This is a genomic window from Kocuria sp. KD4 (genome assembly GCF_011769905.1).
In the GTDB taxonomy this organism is placed as follows: domain Bacteria; phylum Actinomycetota; class Actinomycetes; order Actinomycetales; family Micrococcaceae; genus Kocuria; species Kocuria marina.
Window position 1 is genome coordinate 2,085,214 of sequence record NZ_CP050449.1, and the last position, 20,433, is coordinate 2,105,646.

Genomic DNA, 20,433 nt, shown 5'->3' on the forward strand with positions numbered 1-20,433 from the left:
CCATGTCAAACGAACGCACCGAGAAGCGCACCGCTCCCGGCCCGGTGACGATCGTGCGTCACACGCGTAACGGTCCCCTCACGGTGGAGAAGAAACCGTCCTGGCGCGGGTGGATCCACGCGGGCTTCAGCCCGGTGGCCGCGGTGCTGGGTGTGGTGGCCATCGTCGTGGCACCCACGGTGGAGCTGCGTCTCGCATGTCTGGTCTACACCATCACGGCGATCATGCTGTTCGGCACCTCGGCCGTATACCACCGCTTCTACTGGGGCGCGCGCATGAACGCGGTGCTGCGGCGGATGGACCATTCGAACATTGCCCTGATCATCGCCGGGACGTACACGCCCCTGGCCGTGAGTTTCCTCCCGGTGCGGGGCGCCACGATCCTGCTCGGCGTGATCTGGACGATCGGTGCCCTGCTCGTGATCTTCCGTGTCTTCTGGATGAGCGCGCCGCGATGGCTCTACACCCCGCTCTACGTGATCATGGGGTGCCTGGCCCTGCTCTACCTCCCGGCGTTCTTCGCGGTGAACGTCCCCGCGACCGTCCTGCTGATCTGCGGCGGCGTGTTCTACATCGCCGGTGCGGTGTGTTATGCGACCAGGCGCCCCCGGTTGCTCCCGGCGACGTTCAGCTTCCACGAGGTCTTCCACGCGTGCACGATCGGCGGCTTCGTCTGCCACTACATCGCGATCATGTTCGCGATGTTCGCCGCGTGAGCGATGTGTGACGCCCCGGTCAGAGGTCCGACGGCGCTCGGCGTGCGGGGACCTCTCGGCGCGGTGACGTCTGCGTCGTCCACGCGATGCCGACGACGACGCAGCGCCCCGGTGCGCTCAGCCCCGCTCCGCGCGGATCCGGGTGACGAGTGCGCTCACGTCCGGCACGGAACGGACGGGAAGTTCGCAGCGTCCGTCCCGGCACAACCACACCGTGTAGCCGGGTTCCGATGCCGCAGGAACCCCGTACGGCGCCGCACTCCCGTCCAGGACCAGGACATCCAGCACGCGTGCCGCACCGACCGCGTCGAGCGTCTCGCGCCACTGCTCGGCGCTCGCTTCCACGACCTGCAACAGGGCCGGTGGATGCTCGTCGGCCAGAACGGCCGACACCATGCCCCCGGCCGTCGTGGGGGCCTTGAGGACCACCCCGGTCGCGGGCGCGGTCACGGCGTCGACCACCTCCCGGGCCTGGCGCTCACCGATCGTCGGTTGGGACAGCTCCGTGAGCCACCGGGAGAGCACCGCGGAACTGGACGCGGCGACGTCGTCGAACGGCTCCGCACGGCCCGTGGCCCCGGCCGCCGCGAGGGTGGGATCCACCTCGGCGGACTCGAGCACGGTACTCCCGCGCACAAAACGCTTCACGGCGACCTCGGCGAGCGCGCGGCTACGCTCGTACCACGCGGTCTCGCCCGTGGCCCGGTACAGCGCGAGCAGCCCGGCGCCGAAGCGCGCGTAGTCCTCGAGCTGGCCCTCGTGGGGGTCCACGACGCCGCCGCGTGACGTGCGCGTGATGCGTCCCGTGGCGGAGTCCCGGTGCCGTTCCCACAGGAAACCGGCGGCCGTGGCGGCCAACTCGATCCACTCGGGGTGCCCCAGCAGCACACCCGCGTCCGCGAGTTCCGTGAGCGCCATGCCGTTCCAGGCCGTGACGATCTTGTCGTCCAGGTGGGGTGCCGTGCGCGTGATCCGCCGCTGCCACAGCTCCTGCCGTACGGACTCGTCCAGGATCCCCGTGACCGCACCCGCCTCACCCCAGGCCGCCGTGGCCGGCGCGGGGCGACCCCCTGCGGGGCTTCCGGCGTGACCCGAGAACGTGTAGTAGGCGCCCTCACGTTCGGCATGCGGCTCGTCGGACGCGGGATCGCTGTCCGCGTCGAGGGATGCGGCGAACGCGCCCTCGGGGGTGATCATCTCCCGTTCAAGCCACTCGACCAGCAGCTCTGCGGCCCGGCGGTAACGGGCCGCGCGAGTGGCATCCGTGCCGGTACGTTCCAGCAGCGCCACGGTGCGCGCCAGCACGCCGAGCAGCTGGGCGTTGTCGTAGAGCATCTTCTCGTAGTGGGGCAGGGACCAGTCCGGGGTCACCGAGTACCGAAAGAACCCGCCGCCCACATGGTCCTGCAGCGCCCCCGTGACCATCGCGTCGAGCGTGGCGCACAACAGATCACGTGCGGTGCGCGCGTGCTGCGCCGCGGCGTCGTCGTGGCCGGAAGCAGCGTGCGCGCTCGCCGACACGGGATCCCCAGCCAGGGCATCGCGGTGCGCAGTGCTCGCAATGCGCGTGAGGGCGTCCAGGGTGGGCGAGGGCGGGAACTTGGCGCCGGTTCCGAAGCCCTCGTGGGCGGCGTCCCGGGCGACTTCAAGGCCGTCGAGCCAGGCTCCCGTGAGTTGTTCCGCGGCGTCCTCGGCGGCCTCGCCACCCTCCACGCGCACGACCGACGGACCCGCGTCGGCGAGCATCCGGTCCACGAGTTCGGGGTGGCGGGACAGCGCATCGTAGACCTGTTCGGCCCCGCGCAACACCTCGTCACGGCGCTCGGTCCAGGCCTCGGTGACGGCCCGCAGGACCTGCATGAAGGACGGCCGCCCCTGCACGGGACGCGGCGGGTAGTAGGTCCCGGCATGGAACACCCTGCCCTGCGGGGTCAGGAAAGCGGTCATGGGCCAGCCGCCCTGACCAGTGAGCAGCTGGGTGGCCGCCATGTAGATCGAGTCCACGTCCGGGCGTTGTTCGCGGTCCACCTTGATCGCCACGAAATGTTCGTTGAGGTAGCGCCCCACCTCCGGGTCCTCGAAGGACTCGTGGGCCATCACATGGCACCAGTGGCACGCGGCATAGCCCACGGACAGCAGGACGGGCACCTCCCGCGCGTGGGCCTCCTCGAAGGCCTCGGGGCAGAACTCCCACCAGTCCACGGGGTTCTCCGCGTGCTGCAGCAGGTAGGGACTCGTGGAGTGGGCCAGACGATTGGACATACCCCACGGTCTCACACGGGAGCGGGGATGACAGCCCGGGAGCTCACGGCTCGAGGGTCATGAGGCGCAGCTCTGGTTGCGGTTGCCCGCCACCGGGTGGTGCGTCGCTCCCAGGAGCGGGGCGCCCGTCGGGTTCAGGCGCAGGACGGGGCGCCTGTGGCAGTCAGTCGCGGGGCGGACCGTCCCGGCGGTCACCCGCGCGAGGCGGGCGGGCGACGTCGCCCTCGCTCGACCCACCGGTGCGGGACGTGCTCGACGGCGACGCCGCGGCATCGTCCGCGTAGCCACCCACGTGATCCTCCGCGGCGCGCTGCTCGGCGTACTGGGCACGGTAGCGCAGTCGCCGGTTACGGCGGTTGAAGTCCATCACGAGCAGGACCACGGCGGCGGCCAGCAGGAACGTCATGAGGAAGCCCACGAGGCCCGGCGAGACCTGGCTGGGGTCCAACCCCGGGCGCAGGGTGTTCTCCGGACTCGGGGCCGGCGTCGCGGCGGTCAGGACGGTCAGCAGCGTGGGCACGGGAAGGCTCATTTCCGGGGGGTCGAGGCGGCGTCGGTGACGCCCGCGAACAGATCCGTCTCGGGCAGGGAGGTCTCCACGCGGGACTCCGCGAGCGTGTAGTCCTCCCACGGCCACACTTCGGCCTGGGTCTCGGCGGAGACCGCGAAGAACAGGCCCTTGGGGTCCACCTGGGTCCGGTGGCTGCTCAGGGCCGCATCCCGGACGGTGAACTGGTGCGCGCACTCGATCTTGGTGGTGGTCTCGTGGCGCGGCATGGGCGGGCGGTGACCCTCCGGGTCCGACTCCTGGATCGCGGCGATGCGCTGGGCGTACGGGGACTGCAGTCCGCGGGCCTCGAGGGCCTCGTGCAGTGCGATGAACCGCTCCACGTTGAACGCGCGGTCGTAGTACAGCTTGGACGGGGTCCACGGCTCACCCGTTTCGGGGTACGCCTGCGGGTCCCCCGCGCGCTGGTATGCCTCCATGGCCACGTTGTGGGTCTGGATGTGGTCCGGGTGCGGGTAACCGCCGTTCTCGTCGTAGCTCAGGATCACGTGCGGGCGGAACTCACGCACCAGCTGCACCACGGGGGCCGCGGCGCGTTCGAGCGGTTGCAGGGCGAAGCAGCCCCACGGCAGCGGGGGCAGCGGGTCCCCCTCGGGCAGACCGGAGTCCGTGAACCCGATCCACCGGTGCTCCACGCCCAGGGCCTTCGCGGCCGCGGCCATCTCGTGACGACGCAGCCCGGGCAGGTCACGTTCGGCCCAGACGTCCCCCTCCATCTCGGCGTTGAGGATCGAGCCGCGCTCGCCACCGGTGCACGTGGCCACCATGACGCGCGCGCCCAGCTGGGCGTAATGTGCCATGGTCGCGGCACCCTTGCTGGACTCGTCGTCCGGGTGGGCGTGGATGGCCAACAATCGAAGCTGTGAATAATCCGTCACCGAACGGATGCCTCCAAGACGTCATCGCGGGAAAAATGCAATCCCCGGTATCTTACGCCGCTCGTGCTGCCGGAGCTGTCGTGCCCATCACGGCTGCCGCGCACCGCACGGCGACCGGCCTCCCAGAAACCACACACGCGCGCTGGGTACAGTGGGCGCCATGAGTTCTGCGACGCCCCGGCCTACCTCCCGGCCGCAGACGGGCGCCACTGCCCCCGGCACCTCCGCGATCCAGCGGGCGCTCGCACAGCGCTACGGGACCGGACACCGCGCCGTCGCCCGCTCCCCCCGCCGCGGGCCCAGCACCCGTGGCTGGATGCTGATCGCGGCCGCGGCCACGCTGGTGGCGGCGCTGTTCGTGGTGTGGATCGTGTGGGGCAACTCCCAGCGGCCCGTGTTCAAGGACGTGAGCTTCCAGATCACGGACTCGGGGCACGTGTACGCGGACTTCGACCTCACCAAGGACCCCGACCAGACCGTCACGTGCGCGGTGGAGGCCCTCAACGAGCAGTACGCCGTGGTGGGTTGGACCGAGGTCACGATCGGCCAATTGCCGGACGACCAACTCAACGGCCGCACGAGCACCCACCGGGTGCCCCTGCGCACCACGAACCTGGCCACGACGGCGGGGGTCGACTCGTGCTGGGAGAGTGCTGGCTGAGCCTCCCGCGGTGGTCGGGTAATTCCTGACTGACCATCCGCGCAGCTTCGGACCGGCCACATCCGTGACGGGAACCATGACGTCGGATTGCATGACCCAACGCACCCCCGCACGCGCTTTGGGCCGTGGGCACGGACTCCACTAGACTGGACGGAGATCACATCCCCGACCCGGACGCGCTGGGCCACTCGGCTCGCCCCGGGGCGGGGTTTTTCTACACGTGTCCGTCAGGGCGACGGACACCAGAGAACGGAGGCACCGTGGCTACTAATGAGGGAGCCTGGCTCACCCAGGAAGCCTACGACCGGCTCAAGAAGGAGCTTGACCACATCTCCGGGCCGTACCGCCAGGAGATCGTGGACCGGATCGAACAGGCGCGTTCCGAGGGTGACCTCAAGGAGAACGGCGGCTACCACGCTGCACGCGAGGAGCAGGGCAAGAACGAGGGCCGGATCGCCCAGTTGACCCAGCTGCTCGAGAACGCCCAGGTGGGCGAGGCCCCCGCGGACGACGGCGTGATCGAGGCCGGCATGGTCGTGACCGCGGAGATCGCGGGCGACGAGATGACCTTCCTCATGGGTTCCCGCGAGGTCGCCGAAGACCTCACCGGCGGTTCGGACCTCGAGGTCTTCTCCGAGCGCTCTCCCATGGGTGCCGCGATCAACGGCCACAAGGTCGGTGACACCGTGAGCTACAAGGCCCCGAACGGCAAGGACATCACGGTGAAGATCCTGAAGGCCAAGCCCTTCAGCCGCTGATCGACCCCGGTTCATCACGAAGGCCACCTCGCCCGTGCGAGGTGGTCTTCGTCGTGCGCGACCCGATGCGGCCCAGGAGTCTTACGCGGCTCGACACGGTCCATGAGTCGCCCGGGTGTGGCCCGTAGGATCGAAGCACGCCCCGTCGAGCCCCGCTAGGAGTTTCCCCCGTGGTCACACACTGGAACCGGACCCCCAACTCGTGGACGGTCCCGCTGATCATCCTCACCGCGCTGCTGGGGATCGCCGCGATCGTCGTGCACTTCCTGGGTCAGGACGACCCCGCACTGAACGCGACCGGCGGCCTGCGCAACATCCTGTGGTTCGCCACCTTCGTGGCCGCGTTCGTCACGTACTTCACGGCCCGGCGCGGACGACGCCGCTGACGCACGCGCGCCGCGCGGGTCACCTCCCGCTCAGTGCACCACCACGGGTCGGTAGCCGTGGGACTCCAGGGCGTCGATCACGTGATCACAGTGCCCGTGGCCCTTGGTCTCCATGTCAATCGTGATGGACACGTCCCCCATGGACAACGAGCCCCCGATCCGGGTGTGATTCACCCCGGTCACATTGGCGTCCATGTCCGCGATGATCTGCGAGATCTGGGCGAGCTCACCGGGGCGGTCCGTGAGCATCATCTTGATGGTCATGTAGCGCCCCGCCGCGGAGAGACCCCGCTGGATCACCTTGAGCATCAGCATGGGATCGATATTGCCGCCCGAGAGCAGCACGACAGTGGTCCCCAGATCCGGGTACTCGCGCTTGAGCGCCCCCTCGAGGATCGCCGCCACACCCACGGCACCCGCGGGTTCCACGACCATCTTGTTGCGCTCGAGCATGAAGATCAGCGCCTGGGCGAGCGAGTCCTCGGAGACCGTGACGACGTCGTCCGCGAGGTGGCGGATCACGTTGAACGGCAACTGTCCGGGCCGGCCCACGGCGATGCCGTCCGCAATGGTGGAGACCTTGGACAGCGTGACGATCGCGTCCCCGGCGAGTGAGGGCGGGTAGGCCGCGGCGTTCTCCGCCTGCACCCCGATGACCCGGATGTCCTTGCCCTGCTCCTGTGCCTTAGCCTTCAGCGCCACGGACACTCCCGCGAGCAGGCCTCCCCCGCCCACACCGGCGATGACGGTGTCCACGGTGGGCAGCTGGTCGAGGATCTCCAGACCCAGGGTGCCCTGGCCGGCGATGATGTCCGGGTGATCGAACGGGTGGACGAACACCGCGCCGGTCTCGTCCGCGTAGCGCTGGGCCTCTGCGAGCGCCTGGTCCACGTTCGACCCGTGCAGCACGACCTCCGCACCGTGGTCCTGGGTGGCCGCGATCTTTGGCAGCGCCGCTCCGCGGGGCATGTAGATCCGCGCCGTGATCCCCAGTTTGGCCGCCGCGAGCGCCACACCCTGGGCGTGGTTGCCCGCCGACGCCGCCACGACGCCCCGTCGCTTCTCCTCGTCCGAGAGCTGGGCCATGCGCACGTACGCACCGCGGACCTTGAACGATCCCGCACGCTGGAGGTTCTCGCACTTGAGGTACACCTCGGAACCGAGCATGCGAGACAGCGCGCGCGAGTGCGCGAGCGGCGTCGTCTCGATCACCCCGTCGAGCAAATGCGCGGCGTGGCGGACGTCGGCCACCGAGACGGGCAAATCAGTGAGGCCCACAGAGAACTTCTTTCGTGGTAGTCGGCCGTTGCGGCTCGTTCGAAACGCGCGAACCCGGGGTGGATCACGACCTCGAGGCTCGGCGCGGACACACAGAACGCGGCGTCCGGGGTGAGGACGCCGCGTTCCATGGTATTACGCCGTGCGGGACTAGACGTTCCGGGAGTCCCCCGAACCCACCTCGTCCGCCTCGATGGACGCGTTGTGCTTGGTTTCCTTCTTGTGCTTCTCCTCGCGCTTCTTCTCCGCGTTCTGGCGCTCACGATGGCGCTTGCCACGGAAACGCTGCAGCTGGGCCATGACCTGTTCGCGCGTGAGGTCCTGCTTCTTGGCTGCCTTCTTGATCTCCCACGGGTACATGAAGGGCTGCCATGCGATCTCCTCGTCCCGCTCCCAGGCGCGGCTGCCGAGGTAGCGGATGATCGTGTTGAGCATGGCCATCAGGGGCACGGCGAACAGCGCACCGGCGATCCCGAAGAGCACGCTACCGGCGGCCACCGCCAGGAACACGGCCACGGGGTGCAGGGCCACGGCCTTGCCCATCACGAGCGGCTGCAGGACGTTGGACTCGACCTGCTGGACGAGCAGCACCACACCGAGCATGGCGAGCGCGATACCGGGCCCGATCGCCACGAGGGCCACCAGGACGGCCACCGCACCGGTCAGCACGGCACCCACGATGGGGATGAAGGACGCCAGGAACACCAACACACCGATCGGCAGCGCCAGCGGCACACCCAGCAGGAACGCACCAAGCCCGATACCCACGGCGTCCACGAACGCCACGAACACCTGGATGCGCACGTACTGCGCGAGCGAGATCCAGCCCTTGCGCCCGGCACCGTTCACGGCGGGGCGGGCGCGGCGGGGGAACAGTTTGACCAGGAACAGCCAGATGTTCTCGCCGTCCATGAGGAAGAACAGCAGGACGAACAGCATGATGATCATGCCCGTGACGATGCTGGTCGCCGTGGAGCCGAAGGTCATCGCGCCGGAGAGGATGGCGTCCGAGTTGCGCTGCAGCGTGGCCCCGATGTCCGAGAGCCACTGGTTGATGTTGTCCGTGGAGATGTTGAGGGGGCTGTCCTCCAGCATTCCGATCAACTGCTGGAAACCGGCCACCGCGCTGTCGGAGAGCTGTGCGAAACCGGCGATCATCTGCTGACCCGCGAGCACCAACAGGCCCAGGACCCCCAGGATCAGTCCGAGCTCCACGGTGATCGCGGCCAGCGCGGACGGGAAGTGCTTGGAGCGCAGCCAGCGGACGGCCGGCGAGAGCAACCCCGCGAGCAGCGCGGCCAACAGCACCGGGATGAACACGGTGGTCACGTGGCTCAGCAGCCACCCCACCACACCCACACCGGCGATGATGAGCAAGATCCGCCACGACCACGCGGCCGCGATCCGGACCGGGGTCGTGACCATGGTCTGCGCGTCAGGGGCGTTGGGCCCCGTGGAGGGGGGCGACGCGCCGTCGTACTGGGTGACGAGTTCGGAGGATGTGTCGGACTGGGGACGTTTGACCACGGGGTTCGGGGATGAGCCCGCGTGGGACGTCGTAACACTGGATGACATGCCCTTATCATGACACCATCGCGCAACGTGCTGATACCGGCGTGCGGGGCCGAGGGTGACAAAATGGGCGTCATGTCCACCACACTGCTGCGCGTCCTGTCCCAACGCCGCCCCGCGAGCGTCCTGACACAGGAGGCCCCGCGGCGTGAGGAGCTCGAGGCCGTCCTGCGGGCCGCCGCCGGCGCCAAGTACGACGAGCGCCCCACGGGTTGGCGCGTGGTCGCGACGAGCGGGCAGGCCGCGTCCCTGCTGGCCGCGGCCATGGCGGGCCTCACGTCCGTCCCCGCCCTCTCGGGCCCCGTCCCCCGGTTGAAGGGTCGCAAGATCCGGGTCCTGGCCGCGTATCGCGGGAGCCTGCAGTGGGCGTCCCGGGGCGGGGTGGCCCTGGCCATCATCTTCCGCCACCACCCGGAACTGCCGCAGTCCAAGAAGGACCAGCGCGGGGACGTGTACGCCGCCCGCGGGATCCTCGAAGCCGCGTTCTACGCGCAGGGATGGGCCACCGTCTGGTCCCATCGCGAGCCCTACGACCGGGACGTGGTGCGCGAGTTCTACGGTCTGGACGAGCACGAGGAGATCCTGGGCTGGCTGTTCGTGGGACGAGCCGCGAGCAATAACATCCCCGCCCGCGCGATCAACCTGCCCCCGCGCGAACTCGAGATCCGCTACATGTGAACGATCCCCACAACGCGAGAAGCGGCGACCCACTGGGCCGCCGCTTCTCATTCCGGCGTACGTCACCGGGCCCTGAGGGCCCCGAGCGACGCGCGGGGATGGGAGTCAGTCGCTCATGGAGCGGATGATCGAGAGCACGCGCAGGATCTCCACGTAGGCCCAGATCAGGGTCACGGTCAGCCCGAACGCCGCGGACCATGCCGCCTTCTTGGGAATACCGCGCTTGACGCCGTCGCTGATGTTCTCGAAGTCGAGCACGAAGCTGTAGACGGCCAGCAGGATGGCGATCGCGCCCACGAACAGCCCCAGCGGGATGCCGAAGATCGTGGCGTCGTAGCGCATGTTGTAGCCGCCCAGCAGGCTCGTGCCCAGGTTCACCAGGGCGAACAGGGCGTAGGCCAGCAGTGCGACCATGAAGAACTTGGTCACGCGCGGGGAGGAGCGCAGCACGCCCACCTTGTAGAGCACCAGCACGGAGACGAACACCGCCAGGGTGCCGATCACCGCCTGGACCACGATGCCCGGGTAGGCGCCCTCGAACATGCGGGAGATGCCACCCAGGAACAGGCCCTCGGCGAGCGCGTAGAGCGTGATCAACAGCGGGCTGGGCTCACGCTTGAACGCGTTGACCAGACCCAGCACGAGACCCACGATGGCGCCCGGCAGCGCGAGCACCGGGGCGACCCAACCCACCACGGCCGTGACGATTACGCAACCGAGCACGAGCGAGGTGCGCATGACGACGTCGTCGTAGCTCATGCGTCCGGTGCGGTCCGGACCCGCGGCGGGCGCGTTGTAGAGGTTCTCCAGGTTCTCGGGTGAGTAACGGGGGTCGCGGGAGATATCCGGGGTGGTCGCGGTGCCGTTCTTCTTGTTGAAGTCGCGTAGCAGTGGGTTTCCGCCGGCCATGGGACGTCCTTTCGAGGCGTGGGCGAGCTGTTCGTTCAGCCTAACATTGACGCGTCACAGGAACCTGGGAGTTTGTGCTGAGCGAACAGGGCCCCCGCGGGTGCGGAATCGGTGCCCCCACTGGGACTCGAACCCAGACTGAGCGGATTTTAAGTCCGCTGCCTCTGCCGATTGGGCTATGGGGGCGTGACCGAGCCGGTGAGTCCGCGCGGGTGCGCGGGCCCACCGGCTCGGTGCGATGGAGTGTTACAGGCTCGCCTTCTCGGCCGGGACGTCCGCGCCCGCGGCCTTCTGGAAGGCACGGCGGGGGTCCCGCAGGTGACGCAGCGGGGTGGTGTCACGGCCGAAGAGCAGGTTCACTCCCCACTCCGTGAACACCCGCACCTTGCGCTCCACCGTGGGGATCGCGTACCCGTGGTAGAGGCGGTGCATGGCCCACGCCGGCAGACCGCCGAGGTCGATGCCGCGGATGGTGGCGGCACCCTTGTACAGACCCAGACCCGCCACGGACCCGAGGTTCTCGTGATAGTAGTCCTCGAGCGGCTCGCCCTTGTGCGCGGCCATGATGTTCTTGGCCATGGTCGCGGCCTGACGCACGGCGTGCTGCGCGTTGGGGACGCAGAACCCGCCGGGGCCGGCGCCCGTGAGATCCGGGACGGCGGCGATGTCACCGGCGGCCCAGGCACCCTCGAAGGGCCCGTCGTCGCCGGTCACGCGCAGGTCCGCGCCCACGCGCACGCGTCCGCGGTCGTCGATGGGCAGGTCGCTGTTCTTGGCGAAGGACGCAGCCTGCACGCCGGCCGTCCAGATCAGGGTGTCCGTGGCCATCTCGCCGGCCGGGGACTTGTCCTGCATGTTGATGAGCTTGACCAGGTCACCGTCCACCTCGGACAGGGACGTGTTCAGCAGCACCTCGATGCCGCGGGCGCGCATCTCGGCCACGACCTTCTCGGCACGGTCCTCGGAGACCTCGGGCATGATCCGGCCCATGGCCTCGACCAGCACGAAGCGCAGGTCCGAGACCTTCAGGAGGTCGTTGCGCTGCACGGCCGAACGCGCCATGTCCTCAAGCTCGGCGATGGTCTCGGAACCGGCGTAGCCGCCGCCCACCACGATGAAGGTCAGCGCCTTGCGCTTCTCGTCCTCGTCGTTGGTGAGGGAAGCCACCTCGATGCGCTCGAGCACCCAGTTGCGCACGGACACGGCCTCTTCGATGGTCTTCATGCCGATGGCCTTGTCCGCGAGCCCCGGGATGGGGAACGTGCGGGTGTTGGAACCGCCGGCGAGCACGATCTCGTCGTACGTGAGCTCGAACTCGGGGCCCTCGTCGATGCCGTGGACGGTGACCGTACGGTTGGCGTGGTCGATGCTCTCCACGCGGCCGGTGATCAACTCGCAGTCGGCCAGGTGCTGACGGTGCGGGATCACGGCGGAGCGCGCCTCGATGTTGCCGGCCGAGACCTCGGGCAGGAACGGGAGGTAGGTCATGTACGGGTTGGGGTCCACCACCGTGACCACGCCGCCGGACTCCTTAATGCGGGTCTGCAGCTTCTGCGCCAGTGTGAAACCGACGTAACCGCCACCCACGATGAGAAGGCGCGGACGGTCCTTAGCAAGTTGATTGAAAGCCATACCCGAAAGTTTACTCACCGTGGCACGGTTTTGCCGACGCGGTGTCAGCGGCCCGGTGAGCTGATCGTGAAATCAGCGCGAGAGCCTGCGGATGTGCAGGACCGCGGCTACGGTGAGGCCCGCGACGATCACCCCGAAGCTGACGAGGATCACCACGGGTAGCGCGCCGGTCTCGTTGAGGGGTGCCTGCGCCACGGGTGGGGTGGCCTCCCCGGTCACCTGCCGTGTGTCCGGCGCGGGCGGGGTCGGGGAGCTGCTCGGGGTGGGTGTCTGCGAGGGCGGGCGGTTCTGCGCAATCCATTGCCGCACGCTGCCCAGGGGATTGGTGTCGGAGATCCGGACGTCGTCCTCTACGGCCGCGCGCACATCCAGGATCCCATACCCGTAGAGCGGGTCCTTGCCCTGCGCTCCCGCGTCGTGCGCGGTGTCCACGATCCGCTGGGCGATCCCAGCGGCCGTGAGGTCGGGGTGCTTCTGCTTGATCAGCGCCGCTGTCCCGGCCACGAGGGGCACGGTGGCGGAGGTCCCGGACCACCGGGCGTAGCCGTCCCCCGGGATCGCACCCACCATCTCCTCGCTGGGCCCGGCCACCGCGATCGAGATGCCCTGGGAGGACGAGTCCCAACTTGCCGTGCGCGACCGGTCCACGCCGCCCACGGACAGCACCCCCGGAATCGTGGCGGGCGCCCCCACCTGGTTGAGCCCCGATCCCCGGTTGCCCGCCGCCGCGACCACGAGAACACCCTTCTCCTCCGCGTACGCGAACGCCGAGTCCCATGCGGGGGGCCAGCCCGTGGCGTTCGAGCCCAGGGACATGTTGATCACGTTCGCGCCGTGGTCCACGGCCCAACGCACGGCGTCCGGGATCTGTTCGTCGATGTCGCGGGCGCCGGGGTGTTCGCTGCCCACCCACAGGGACACGGGCAGGATCTCCGCCTCCGGGGCCACGCCGATGATGCCCCGCGTGCCACCCGGACCGTCCGGGTTCTCGGATCCGTGACCGCGTCCCGCGGCGAGCGAGGCCACCAGGGTCCCGTGTTCGGGTTCCGCGCCCAGGCCCTCCTGACCGTTCCCGCGGCCCACGCTCGAGACATCCGTCCCCTCACCGACCGCGCCCCGCAGATCCTGGTGGGAGCCGTCTACGCCGGTGTCGATCACGGCGATCTTCACACCCTTGCCGGTCGCGGACTTCCACGCGTCCCGCACGCCGTAGTCGTCCAGCCAGTACTCCTCCTTGCGCACGTCCACCGGCTCCACGGGGACCTTGCCGTTCGGGGGCGGTGCCACGGGGGTCTCCACGGGCACCGACGGCGCAGGCATGGGTTCCACCGCGAGCGCCGGGGCGACACCGGTCCCGCCGAGCAGCAGGCCCACCGCGGCGAGTGACAGCGCGCCGCGTGTTCTCAGCCGTCCCATGATCCCTCTGCTTTCCCGCGCTGCACGCGCGTCTTCGACCGCTCCCGGCGGCCGACGTACCGGGCCCCCGCCCGGCGTCACGACGACGTCGCCCGCTGACCCGTCCACTCCGGCTCGCTTCCGCTCCGGGCCCGTCCACACCGGGTGCCGGCGCGGGCGTCCGCTCCCCCGCGCGCCCGCGGGTGGTGTGCCGGGGTGCAACGGCGACCGGCCCGTGATCTCAGGCCGCGAGGGACAGGGCGATTCCGTCCAAAATATCGTGTTCGCTCGCGGTCACGGTGCTGACGCGCCCGTTGGTCGCGTCCGAGACACGTTCGATGATCCGGCGCCACACGAGCGCACCCGCCCCGATGACGTCCACGCGACCCTCGTGCATGAACCCGAGCTCGGCGCGTTCCTCCTGCGTCATCCCGGTGAGCTCCCGGCACGCGCGGATAACGACGTCGCTGTCCAGGACGCTGCCGTTGATCCGGTCCTCGTCGTAGCGGCTCAGGCCCATGGCCATGGCACTGACCGTGGTGACCGTCCCGGCGACACCCACGAGCCGGGTGGTCAGTTCGAGCGGTACGGTGCGTGCCACGGTGTCCATGGCCTCGTCCACGTCCCGCAGCACGAGGCGTTGCTGTTCCTCGGTGGGCGGGTTGGACCCCAGGTGGCGTTCGGTCATGCGCACGCACCCCACGTCCACGCTGCGGGCGGCGATCACGTGCTCCGGAGACCCCAGGACGCACTCTGTGGAACCGCCGCCCAGGTCCACCACGAGCACGCGGTCCTCCGGGGTCAGTCCCGCGGCCGCGTTGAGGGCGCCGCGGAAGGACAACGCCGCTTCCTCGTCACCGCTCACGACCTCCGGGGTCACCCCCAGGCGGGACCTGATCCCGTCCACGAAGACCTGCCGGTTGCCGGCGTCGCGCGTGGCGGACGTGGCCACGAACCGGACGGCGTCCACCTTGTGCTTGGTGATGAGCCGGGCGTACTCCTCGGCGGCGGCGAAGGTCCGCTCCAGGGCGGCCTCGGCGAGCCAGCCGGTGGCGTCCACACCCTGGCCCAGACGCACGATGCGCATCTCGCGCACCCTGTCCTTGAGCTCGAGGTGGCCGTCCTTGTCCTTCACGTCCGCGATGAGCAGACGGATGGAGTTCGTACCGCAGTCGATGGCCGCAACGCGCATGGGTGATGGATCCTCGGTTCGGTGGGAGCGTGCCGGTTGACCGGCCCGGCACCAATTTACCCGCGTCGCGGGGCACTTCCGTCCCCTCCCCCGTAAATCACCTGCGCAGCCCGTGACCCGCGATCCGAGGAGCCGATGTGTTCGAGATCCTGCTCACCGCGGTCTTCGTGGTGCTCCTGGTCAATGTCGTGGTCGCGTTCGTGGTCACGGCCCGCCCCCCGTCACCGACCGCTGGCTGTTGTCGCTGCTGCTGAGCGGTACCACCGGCGCCGCGCTCGTGGCGCTGCTGACCGTGCTGCTGGGCCCGCGGCGTCGTCGCGATTCCCGGACGTGGCCGTGGTGCTGATCGGGCTGGCCTCGCTCACGGCCGTCGTCCGAATGACCGCGGCGCGCACCCCCGGTGCCGCTCGGGGCGCGAGGACGAGCCCCGCGCCGCTTGGAGGCGGTGACGGCGCATGATCACCGGCCTCAGCGCCGTCCTGATCGTGTGCGGAGTGTTGTTCTTCACCGCGGGCACGGCAGCGCTCATCCGGTTCCCGGACATACGCAGTCAACTGCACGTGCTCACCAAGGCGGACAACCTGGGCCCGGGACTCATCATGGTCGGCGCCGCCGTGTACCTGGGGAGCTGGTCCAGCGCGGCGTTGCTCGCGATCGCGTGGGTGCTCATCCTCGGCCAGGCGTCCGTCTCGGCGCACGCCCTGACCGCATTGGGGCCACGGAGCACGACGTCGCTCGCACCCTTGACGGCCCCGGCGCCTCCCCCGCGGTGGGCGAAATGGGGTTCCGCGCGCACGGCAGATGAGCCCAGCGCGCCCGGCACCGCGGACCCGAGGCGGCCCGCCCCGTGACCGAACTCATCGCCCTCGACGTGGCCCTCGGCGTCGCCGTGCTCGCGACCACCGCGGCCACCGTGCTCCCCCGTGCGCAGCGTGCAGGCCATGTCCTTCCTGGGTCTGGGGGGTGCTCATGATCCTCGTGTGGCTGCGGCTGGGCAGCTCGGACTCCGGCGGTGCGTTTCAGTCCGGGGCTGTGCTGGCAGGCGCGCTCATCCTGCTGCGCAGCGCCGGGGTGCCCCTGGACCGGCTGACCGGCCGGTGGCTACGGCCCCTGCTGATCGTGGGCATGATCGGTTTCATCCTGACCGGGGCGCTGATTGTCTTGCTCGGTAACGCGCGGCTGGGGTGGTCCCCGGAATGGTCCTTCGCGGCCATGCTCACCGTGGAGATCGCGCTGACCGCCGGGATCGTGCGCGTGGTGGACGACGTGTACGGGATCTACGTGGCCTCGGAACTGGGCGTGCTCACCCCGTTGCTGATCGTTGCGTGCTTAACCATCCTGTACGGCTGCTACCAGGCCCGGCGCCAGGAGGACCTCAAGAAGCGGCTCGCGTACTCCACGGTCTCGCACGTCAGCTACGTGGTGGTCGGGATCTCCCTGGTCACGCTCGCGGGGACCACGCGCGGTGTGGTGCACCTGGTGCACCAGGGACTCATGAAGATCGCCCTGTTCTTCTGCGCGGGACTGTTCGCCGAGGCCCTGGGCATCACCAAGCTCTCGCAGATGCACGGTCTGGGTCGGCGCATGCCGTGGACCTCCGCGGCCTTCACCGTGGGCGCGTTCGGCATGATCGGTCTGCCCGTGACCGCCGGTTTCGTGTCCAAGTGGATGCTGGGCCTGGGTGCCCTGGAGTCGGAACACCCCTGGGTCGTGGGCGTGCTGATCGCCTCGTCTCTGCTCAACGCCATGTATTTCCTGCCGGCGGTCTACCACATGTGGTTCCGCGACCCCGCTGACCAGGATGCTTCCCCTGCGACGTCCGGCGGCAGCACGGCCGCGCAGCCCGGTGCGACCGTCGTGATGCGGGAACCGGCCAGCCTGCTGGTGCCCACCGTGATCACCGCGGCCGCGTCCGTGTTCGTGGGTCTGGCGGCATCGATCGAGTTCGCTCCGCTGCAGATCGCCCGCCAGGTTGCAGAGGGGGTGCTCGGCTGATGCTCTTCGCCCTCACGTTCCTGGTCCCGATCGCGGTGGTCGCCGTCGTGGTGCTCGCGGGAGTGCTCCCGGCACAGCGCGCGGCGCCCGTGCGCCGCGGCGCCGCCCTATGTGCCCCACTGGCCGCGGTGCCGGCCGGGCTGCTGGCGGTGTTCGGTGGCGGCGAGTCCGTGGACGTCCCGTGGTTGTTGTTCGGCACCCGCTTCTCAGTGGACGCCGTGGCCCGGCCCCTGTTGTTGATCGCCGCGCTGCTGTACGGCGGGTCCCTGCTGGCCCTGACGTAGCTCAAACTGCGCCACACCGAACGGCACCACGGTGCGCTCACCGCCTTCATGCTCTTGTCCTTCGTGGGCAACATCGGCACGTACCTGGCCGCCGTCGCTGGCGCCCCGCTGACCCCGGACGCGTTCGACACGCACGTGTCCAAGGAAGCCGTATCGCCCATCTCCGTACTGGGAGTGGGCCTGGACTCGATCCTGCCGCTCGTGGCCACCGGTTCCACCCTGCTGCTCATGCGGTTCACATGGCTGGTATGGACGGCGAAGCGCGATCCGCGCCGCAGGCCCGACGGCGAATTGGTCTCGTGGTTGCTCGTGGCCGCGGCGGGCATCGTGGTGCCGTGGCACGGGGCTGGGGGTCGTTCTGGACCGCGGCCGCGCGCACGTAGCTCCGGCGCGCGGCGGGGACGCTCACGTTGCTCGGGTGGTTCTTGTGGCAGTCCGCGCGCGGCGGTGTGGACGTGGCGCTGCGCGCCGTGGACCCCGACCCGGGACTCTGACCAGCGAACGCGCCACCGCCCATGCCCGCGGTGGTCACGGCACACGCATGATCGCGCATGAGTGATCGGGGCAGTCACGATCGGACCGCCCCTCGGGAACGTCACCCCACCGGGGCGAACGCCGTACGAGGGTCAGTCCGCGCTGCGCCACGCGGGATCGCATGCGCAGTGGTCCCGGGACCAGGTGTCGGAGATCAGCTCGAGGGTCTCGTCCCCCAGGGGGTTCACCCCCGGACCGGCCGCGAGGCTGTGCCCCACGAGCACGTGCAGGCACTTCACGCGCGTGGGCATGCCGCCCGCGGAGATCCCCTCGATCTCGGGAACCTCGCCGATCCCCGCTTCCTCCCCGATCCGGCGCCGCTGCTCCAGGTAGTGCTCGTGCGCGGCCCGGTACCGCTCGGCGAGTTCCGGGTCCTCGGTGATCCGGTCGGACATGCCGTACATGGTGCCCTCGGCCTCGAGCCGGGACACCGCGGACGTGATCACGGGGTGCGTGAGGTAGAAGACCGTGGGGAACGGGGAACCGTTGCTCAACCGGGGGGCCGTGGCCACGACCAGCGGGTTCCCGCACACGCAGCGCGCCGCGATCTCCACGACGTCCCGCGGGGGCCGACCCAGCTGGTGTCCCACCACGGTGCGGTCCTGATCGGTCACGGACGGGCGGTGTTCATGGGCCGCTGCGGTCACTGATTGCCACTTCCTCGGGTCTGCGGTTCAAGGGTGATCTGTTCGGGCGGGTACGCGGAGTCCACCACGGACTGCCACAGCCCGTCCGCCCACGCCGGCTTGCTAGCCTCGACCTGCTCGGCGGAGGATTCGACGCTCTGGCGCACGCCCGGTTGCGCGCCGAGCACCAGGTAGGCGTTCTCCCCCGGCATCACGTAGGACATCCGCTCACGCGCTTGTTGCTCCACGTAGGAGTCGTCCGCCCACAGTTGTTCCTCGTGCTTGAGCTGCTGTTGTCGCTCTTGTTCGTGGGCGATGCTCTGCTGCAGCGCGGAGATCTGCGCGCGCTGGTCGAAGAAGATCTTGGTGGTGGGCGCGGCCAGGAACACGATGAGCGTGGCCACCACGATCAGGGCCACGAGGCGCCCGTTGAACGAGTGGGCGGGTGTGGGGGCCGCGAGCGTCGACGAGCCGCCAGCGCTGTCCTGGGAGGGGGTGTCTCTCAGCGAGTCCCGTTTCGCGGACCGTTGCGTATCCCGCGGAGGGTTGCGCCGAGCGTCCCGCGAGCGCCCGCCGCGCGGTTCGCGCGGGGTGTCGTCAGCGGGTTCGGGGCCCATACGGGGGATCCGCGGGCGGGGTCCGACCATGGGTGCCTCCCGGGTGACGTGGGTGGTTCGTGCTCGGTCAGTCTACCCGCAGCACGACGCCGCCCGGCCCCGGGAACGGGGCGAGCGGCGTCGTCGTCAGGGAACCCACGGCGGCACGGGGGCCGCCGCACAGCTCACTTGCCGGTGAAGCGGGGGAACGCGGAGGCGCCGGCGTAGGTCGCGGAATCGCCGAGCTCCTCCTCGATGCGCAGCAGCTGGTTGTACTTCGCCACGCGCTCGGAACGCGCCGGGGCACCGGTCTTGATCTGACCCGCGTTCACGGCCACGGAGATGTCCGCGATCGTGGTGTCCTCGGTCTCGCCGGAACGGTGGGAGATCATGCAGCGGTAGCCGTTGCGCTGGGCGAGCTCGATCGCGTCGAAGGTCTCGGTGAGGGAGCCGATCTGGTTGACCTTCACGAGCAGGGCGTTGGCCACGTGCTCGTCGATGCCGCGACCCAGGCGCTCCGGGTTGGTCACGAAGAGGTCGTCACCCACGAGCTGGACCTTGTCCCCGATGTGCTCGGTGAGCGCTGCCCAGCCCTCCCAGTCGTTCTCGTCCAGGGGGTCCTCGATGGACACGAGCGGGTACTTCTCGACCAGCTTGGCGTAGTACCGGGACATGTCTTCGGCCGAACGCTTCTGGCCCTCGAAGGTGTAGGAACCCTTCTCGTGGAACTCGGAGGACGCCACGTCCAGGGCCAGCGCGATCTCCTGACCGGGCTTGTACCCGGCCTTCTCGATGGCCTCGAGGATCAGGTCCAGCGCGGCGGCGTTGGACTCCAGGTTCGGGGCGAATCCGCCCTCGTCACCCAGACCGGTGGACAGCCCGCGGTCCTTGAGCACGGACTTGAGGCTGTGGTAGACCTCCACGCCCCAGCGCAGGGCCTCGGAGAACGTGGGAGCACCGATCGGGGCGATCATGAACTCCTGGATGTCCACGTTGGAGTCCGCGTGGGAACCGCCGTTGAGGATGTTCATCATGGGCACCGGCAGCACGTGCGCGTTGGGCCCGCCCAGGTACTTGTACAGTTCCAGGTCCGCGGAGCTCGCAGCCGCACGGGCGATCGCCATGGAGGCGCCCAGGATCGCGTTGGCGCCCAGCTTGGCCTTGTTGTCGGTACCGTCCAGTTCCAACATGGCCTGATCCACGGCGCGCTGGTCGGAGGCGTCCAGGCCCACCACGGCCTGCTCGATCTCCTCGTCCACGGCGTGGACGGCGTCCAGCACGCCCTTGCCCAGGAAGACCTTCTTGTCGCCGTCGCGGCGCTCCACGGCCTCGAACTCACCGGTGGACGCGCCGGAGGGCACGGCCGCGCGCCCGAAGCTGCCGTCCTCGAGCAGTGCCTCAACCTCGACCGTGGGGTTGCCACGGGAGTCCAGAATCTGGCGGGCTTGCAGCGCAATGATCATTGCCATGAAAATCTCCTTGTCGGTCGTCGACCCGTGGGGCGGTCCCCCGG

21 protein-coding genes and 1 tRNA gene are annotated in these 20,433 nt (G+C 69.5%); 9 read left to right on the forward strand and 13 right to left on the reverse strand.

Annotation, left to right across the window (positions count from 1 at the left end; genetic code table 11):
- Nucleotides 1-2: 2 nt before the first annotated feature.
- Entirely contained in the window at nt 3-716 is a 714-nt protein-coding gene (locus tag HBK84_RS09375) for a hemolysin III family protein (RefSeq protein ID WP_167318747.1), read from the forward strand.
- Between the two features lie 117 nt (nt 717-833).
- On the opposite strand, the gene HBK84_RS09380 is transcribed toward HBK84_RS09375, so the two are convergent.
- From HBK84_RS09380 to mca, 3 genes are all read right to left on the reverse strand, one after another.
- A complete protein-coding gene (locus HBK84_RS09380; RefSeq protein WP_167318748.1) occupies nt 834-2,978 on the reverse strand; it encodes a thioredoxin domain-containing protein in 2,145 nt (714 codons plus the stop codon).
- 163 nt (nt 2,979-3,141) lie between these two features.
- Nucleotides 3,142-3,498 (reverse strand): hypothetical protein, encoded by a 357-nt coding sequence (locus HBK84_RS12870; RefSeq protein ID WP_240918935.1) that lies wholly within the window; start codon nt 3,496-3,498, stop codon nt 3,142-3,144.
- A gap of 8 nt (nt 3,499-3,506) precedes the next feature.
- Nucleotides 3,507-4,424: a mycothiol conjugate amidase Mca gene (gene mca, locus HBK84_RS09390; protein ID WP_094067098.1), complete on the reverse strand. Its 918-nt coding sequence runs from the start codon at nt 4,422-4,424 to the stop codon at nt 3,507-3,509.
- A gap of 160 nt (nt 4,425-4,584) precedes the next feature.
- Here mca and HBK84_RS09395 point away from each other — a divergent pair, with 160 nt between their 5' ends.
- The 3 genes from HBK84_RS09395 (at nt 4,585) to HBK84_RS09405 (ending at nt 6,229) form a co-directional block, all read left to right on the forward strand.
- Nucleotides 4,585-5,085 carry a DUF4307 domain-containing protein gene (locus HBK84_RS09395; protein WP_085106981.1) on the forward strand — a complete coding sequence of 167 codons (501 nt, stop codon included), beginning with the start codon at nt 4,585-4,587 and terminating at the stop codon, nt 5,083-5,085.
- Nucleotides 5,086-5,345: 260 nt separating this feature from the next.
- Nucleotides 5,346-5,843 (forward strand): transcription elongation factor GreA, encoded by a 498-nt coding sequence (gene greA, locus HBK84_RS09400; protein WP_085106982.1) that lies wholly within the window; start codon nt 5,346-5,348, stop codon nt 5,841-5,843.
- Nucleotides 5,844-6,013: 170 nt separating this feature from the next.
- Nucleotides 6,014-6,229, forward strand: a complete 216-nt coding sequence (locus HBK84_RS09405) for a hypothetical protein (RefSeq protein WP_064846168.1) — start codon at nt 6,014-6,016, stop codon at nt 6,227-6,229.
- Between the two features lie 30 nt (nt 6,230-6,259).
- Here HBK84_RS09405 and ilvA read toward each other — a convergent pair whose 3' ends face one another.
- Complete coding sequence (gene ilvA / locus HBK84_RS09410) at nt 6,260-7,507, reverse strand: threonine ammonia-lyase (protein ID WP_167318749.1); 1,248 nt, start codon at nt 7,505-7,507, stop codon at nt 6,260-6,262.
- 150 nt (nt 7,508-7,657) lie between these two features.
- Entirely contained in the window at nt 7,658-9,082 is a 1,425-nt protein-coding gene (locus HBK84_RS09415) for an AI-2E family transporter (RefSeq protein ID WP_144998717.1), read from the reverse strand.
- A 72-nt stretch (nt 9,083-9,154) separates the two neighbouring features.
- Here HBK84_RS09415 and HBK84_RS09420 point away from each other — a divergent pair, with 72 nt between their 5' ends.
- Complete coding sequence (locus HBK84_RS09420; RefSeq protein WP_231885537.1) at nt 9,155-9,757, forward strand: hypothetical protein; 603 nt, start codon at nt 9,155-9,157, stop codon at nt 9,755-9,757.
- Between the two features lie 105 nt (nt 9,758-9,862).
- Here the strand turns inward: HBK84_RS09420 and HBK84_RS09425 are convergent, their stop codons facing one another.
- From HBK84_RS09425 to HBK84_RS09445, 5 genes are all read right to left on the reverse strand, one after another.
- A complete protein-coding gene (locus tag HBK84_RS09425; RefSeq protein WP_035963708.1) occupies nt 9,863-10,666 on the reverse strand; it encodes a Bax inhibitor-1/YccA family protein in 804 nt (267 codons plus the stop codon).
- A gap of 112 nt (nt 10,667-10,778) precedes the next feature.
- Nucleotides 10,779-10,852: transfer RNA gene (locus HBK84_RS09430), tRNA-Leu, on the reverse strand.
- A 60-nt stretch (nt 10,853-10,912) separates the two neighbouring features.
- Nucleotides 10,913-12,298, reverse strand: a complete 1,386-nt coding sequence (locus tag HBK84_RS09435) for an NAD(P)/FAD-dependent oxidoreductase (RefSeq protein ID WP_064846165.1) — start codon at nt 12,296-12,298, stop codon at nt 10,913-10,915.
- A gap of 72 nt (nt 12,299-12,370) precedes the next feature.
- Nucleotides 12,371-13,714: a S8 family serine peptidase gene (locus HBK84_RS09440; protein WP_167318750.1), complete on the reverse strand. Its 1,344-nt coding sequence runs from the start codon at nt 13,712-13,714 to the stop codon at nt 12,371-12,373.
- Between the two features lie 220 nt (nt 13,715-13,934).
- Nucleotides 13,935-14,885 (reverse strand): Ppx/GppA phosphatase family protein, encoded by a 951-nt coding sequence (locus HBK84_RS09445; RefSeq protein WP_167318751.1) that lies wholly within the window; start codon nt 14,883-14,885, stop codon nt 13,935-13,937.
- Nucleotides 14,886-15,340: 455 nt separating this feature from the next.
- Between HBK84_RS09445 and HBK84_RS09450 the strand changes: the two genes are divergently transcribed.
- The 4 genes from HBK84_RS09450 (at nt 15,341) to HBK84_RS09465 (ending at nt 17,719) form a co-directional block, all read left to right on the forward strand.
- The gene (locus tag HBK84_RS09450; protein ID WP_052160781.1) at nt 15,341-15,736 is read left to right on the forward strand and encodes a monovalent cation/H(+) antiporter subunit G; all 396 of its coding nucleotides are present in this window, start codon (nt 15,341-15,343) and stop codon (nt 15,734-15,736) included.
- A 118-nt stretch (nt 15,737-15,854) separates the two neighbouring features.
- Nucleotides 15,855-16,880: a proton-conducting transporter membrane subunit gene (locus HBK84_RS09455; protein ID WP_206069146.1), complete on the forward strand. Its 1,026-nt coding sequence runs from the start codon at nt 15,855-15,857 to the stop codon at nt 16,878-16,880.
- The gene (locus HBK84_RS09460) at nt 16,880-17,164 is read left to right on the forward strand and encodes a hypothetical protein (protein ID WP_167318753.1); all 285 of its coding nucleotides are present in this window, start codon (nt 16,880-16,882) and stop codon (nt 17,162-17,164) included. The genes HBK84_RS09455 and HBK84_RS09460 overlap by 1 nt, the downstream gene beginning before the upstream one ends.
- Before the next feature lie 48 nt (nt 17,165-17,212).
- Nucleotides 17,213-17,719, forward strand: coding sequence for a hypothetical protein (locus tag HBK84_RS09465; protein ID WP_167318754.1), 507 nt, complete (start codon nt 17,213-17,215; stop codon nt 17,717-17,719).
- 71 nt (nt 17,720-17,790) lie between these two features.
- On the opposite strand, the gene HBK84_RS09470 is transcribed toward HBK84_RS09465, so the two are convergent.
- From HBK84_RS09470 to eno, 3 genes are all read right to left on the reverse strand, one after another.
- A complete protein-coding gene (locus tag HBK84_RS09470; RefSeq protein ID WP_131333312.1) occupies nt 17,791-18,345 on the reverse strand; it encodes a DUF501 domain-containing protein in 555 nt (184 codons plus the stop codon).
- The gene (locus tag HBK84_RS09475; protein WP_144931226.1) at nt 18,342-18,971 is read right to left on the reverse strand and encodes a septum formation initiator family protein; all 630 of its coding nucleotides are present in this window, start codon (nt 18,969-18,971) and stop codon (nt 18,342-18,344) included. The genes HBK84_RS09470 and HBK84_RS09475 overlap by 4 nt, the downstream gene beginning before the upstream one ends.
- Before the next feature lie 134 nt (nt 18,972-19,105).
- Nucleotides 19,106-20,389, reverse strand: coding sequence for a phosphopyruvate hydratase (gene eno, locus HBK84_RS09480; protein WP_167318755.1), 1,284 nt, complete (start codon nt 20,387-20,389; stop codon nt 19,106-19,108).
- Nucleotides 20,390-20,433 lie beyond the last annotated feature (44 nt).

Bases quoted from the DNA above. Each gene is read 5' to 3' on its own strand.
- HBK84_RS09375 (WP_167318747.1), top strand. From the start codon at position 3: ATGTCAAACGAACGCACCGAGAAGCGCACCGCTCCCGGCCCGGTGACG.
- HBK84_RS09380 (WP_167318748.1), bottom strand. From the start codon at position 2,978: ATGTCCAATCGTCTGGCCCACTCCACGAGTCCCTACCTGCTGCAGCAC.
- HBK84_RS09395 (WP_085106981.1), top strand. From the start codon at position 4,585: ATGAGTTCTGCGACGCCCCGGCCTACCTCCCGGCCGCAGACGGGCGCC.
- HBK84_RS09415 (WP_144998717.1), bottom strand. From the start codon at position 9,082: ATGTCATCCAGTGTTACGACGTCCCACGCGGGCTCATCCCCGAACCCC.
- HBK84_RS09420 (WP_231885537.1), top strand. From the start codon at position 9,155: ATGTCCACCACACTGCTGCGCGTCCTGTCCCAACGCCGCCCCGCGAGC.
- HBK84_RS09425 (WP_035963708.1), bottom strand. From the start codon at position 10,666: ATGGCCGGCGGAAACCCACTGCTACGCGACTTCAACAAGAAGAACGGC.
- HBK84_RS09435 (WP_064846165.1), bottom strand. From the start codon at position 12,298: ATGGCTTTCAATCAACTTGCTAAGGACCGTCCGCGCCTTCTCATCGTG.
- HBK84_RS09440 (WP_167318750.1), bottom strand. From the start codon at position 13,714: ATGGGACGGCTGAGAACACGCGGCGCGCTGTCACTCGCCGCGGTGGGC.
- HBK84_RS09445 (WP_167318751.1), bottom strand. From the start codon at position 14,885: ATGCGCGTTGCGGCCATCGACTGCGGTACGAACTCCATCCGTCTGCTC.
- HBK84_RS09450 (WP_052160781.1), top strand. From the start codon at position 15,341: ATGATCACCGGCCTCAGCGCCGTCCTGATCGTGTGCGGAGTGTTGTTC.
- HBK84_RS09455 (WP_206069146.1), top strand. From the start codon at position 15,855: ATGATCCTCGTGTGGCTGCGGCTGGGCAGCTCGGACTCCGGCGGTGCG.
- HBK84_RS09460 (WP_167318753.1), top strand. From the start codon at position 16,880: ATGCTCTTCGCCCTCACGTTCCTGGTCCCGATCGCGGTGGTCGCCGTC.
- HBK84_RS09465 (WP_167318754.1), top strand. From the start codon at position 17,213: ATGCTCTTGTCCTTCGTGGGCAACATCGGCACGTACCTGGCCGCCGTC.
- HBK84_RS09475 (WP_144931226.1), bottom strand. From the start codon at position 18,971: ATGGTCGGACCCCGCCCGCGGATCCCCCGTATGGGCCCCGAACCCGCT.
- eno (WP_167318755.1), bottom strand. From the start codon at position 20,389: ATGGCAATGATCATTGCGCTGCAAGCCCGCCAGATTCTGGACTCCCGT.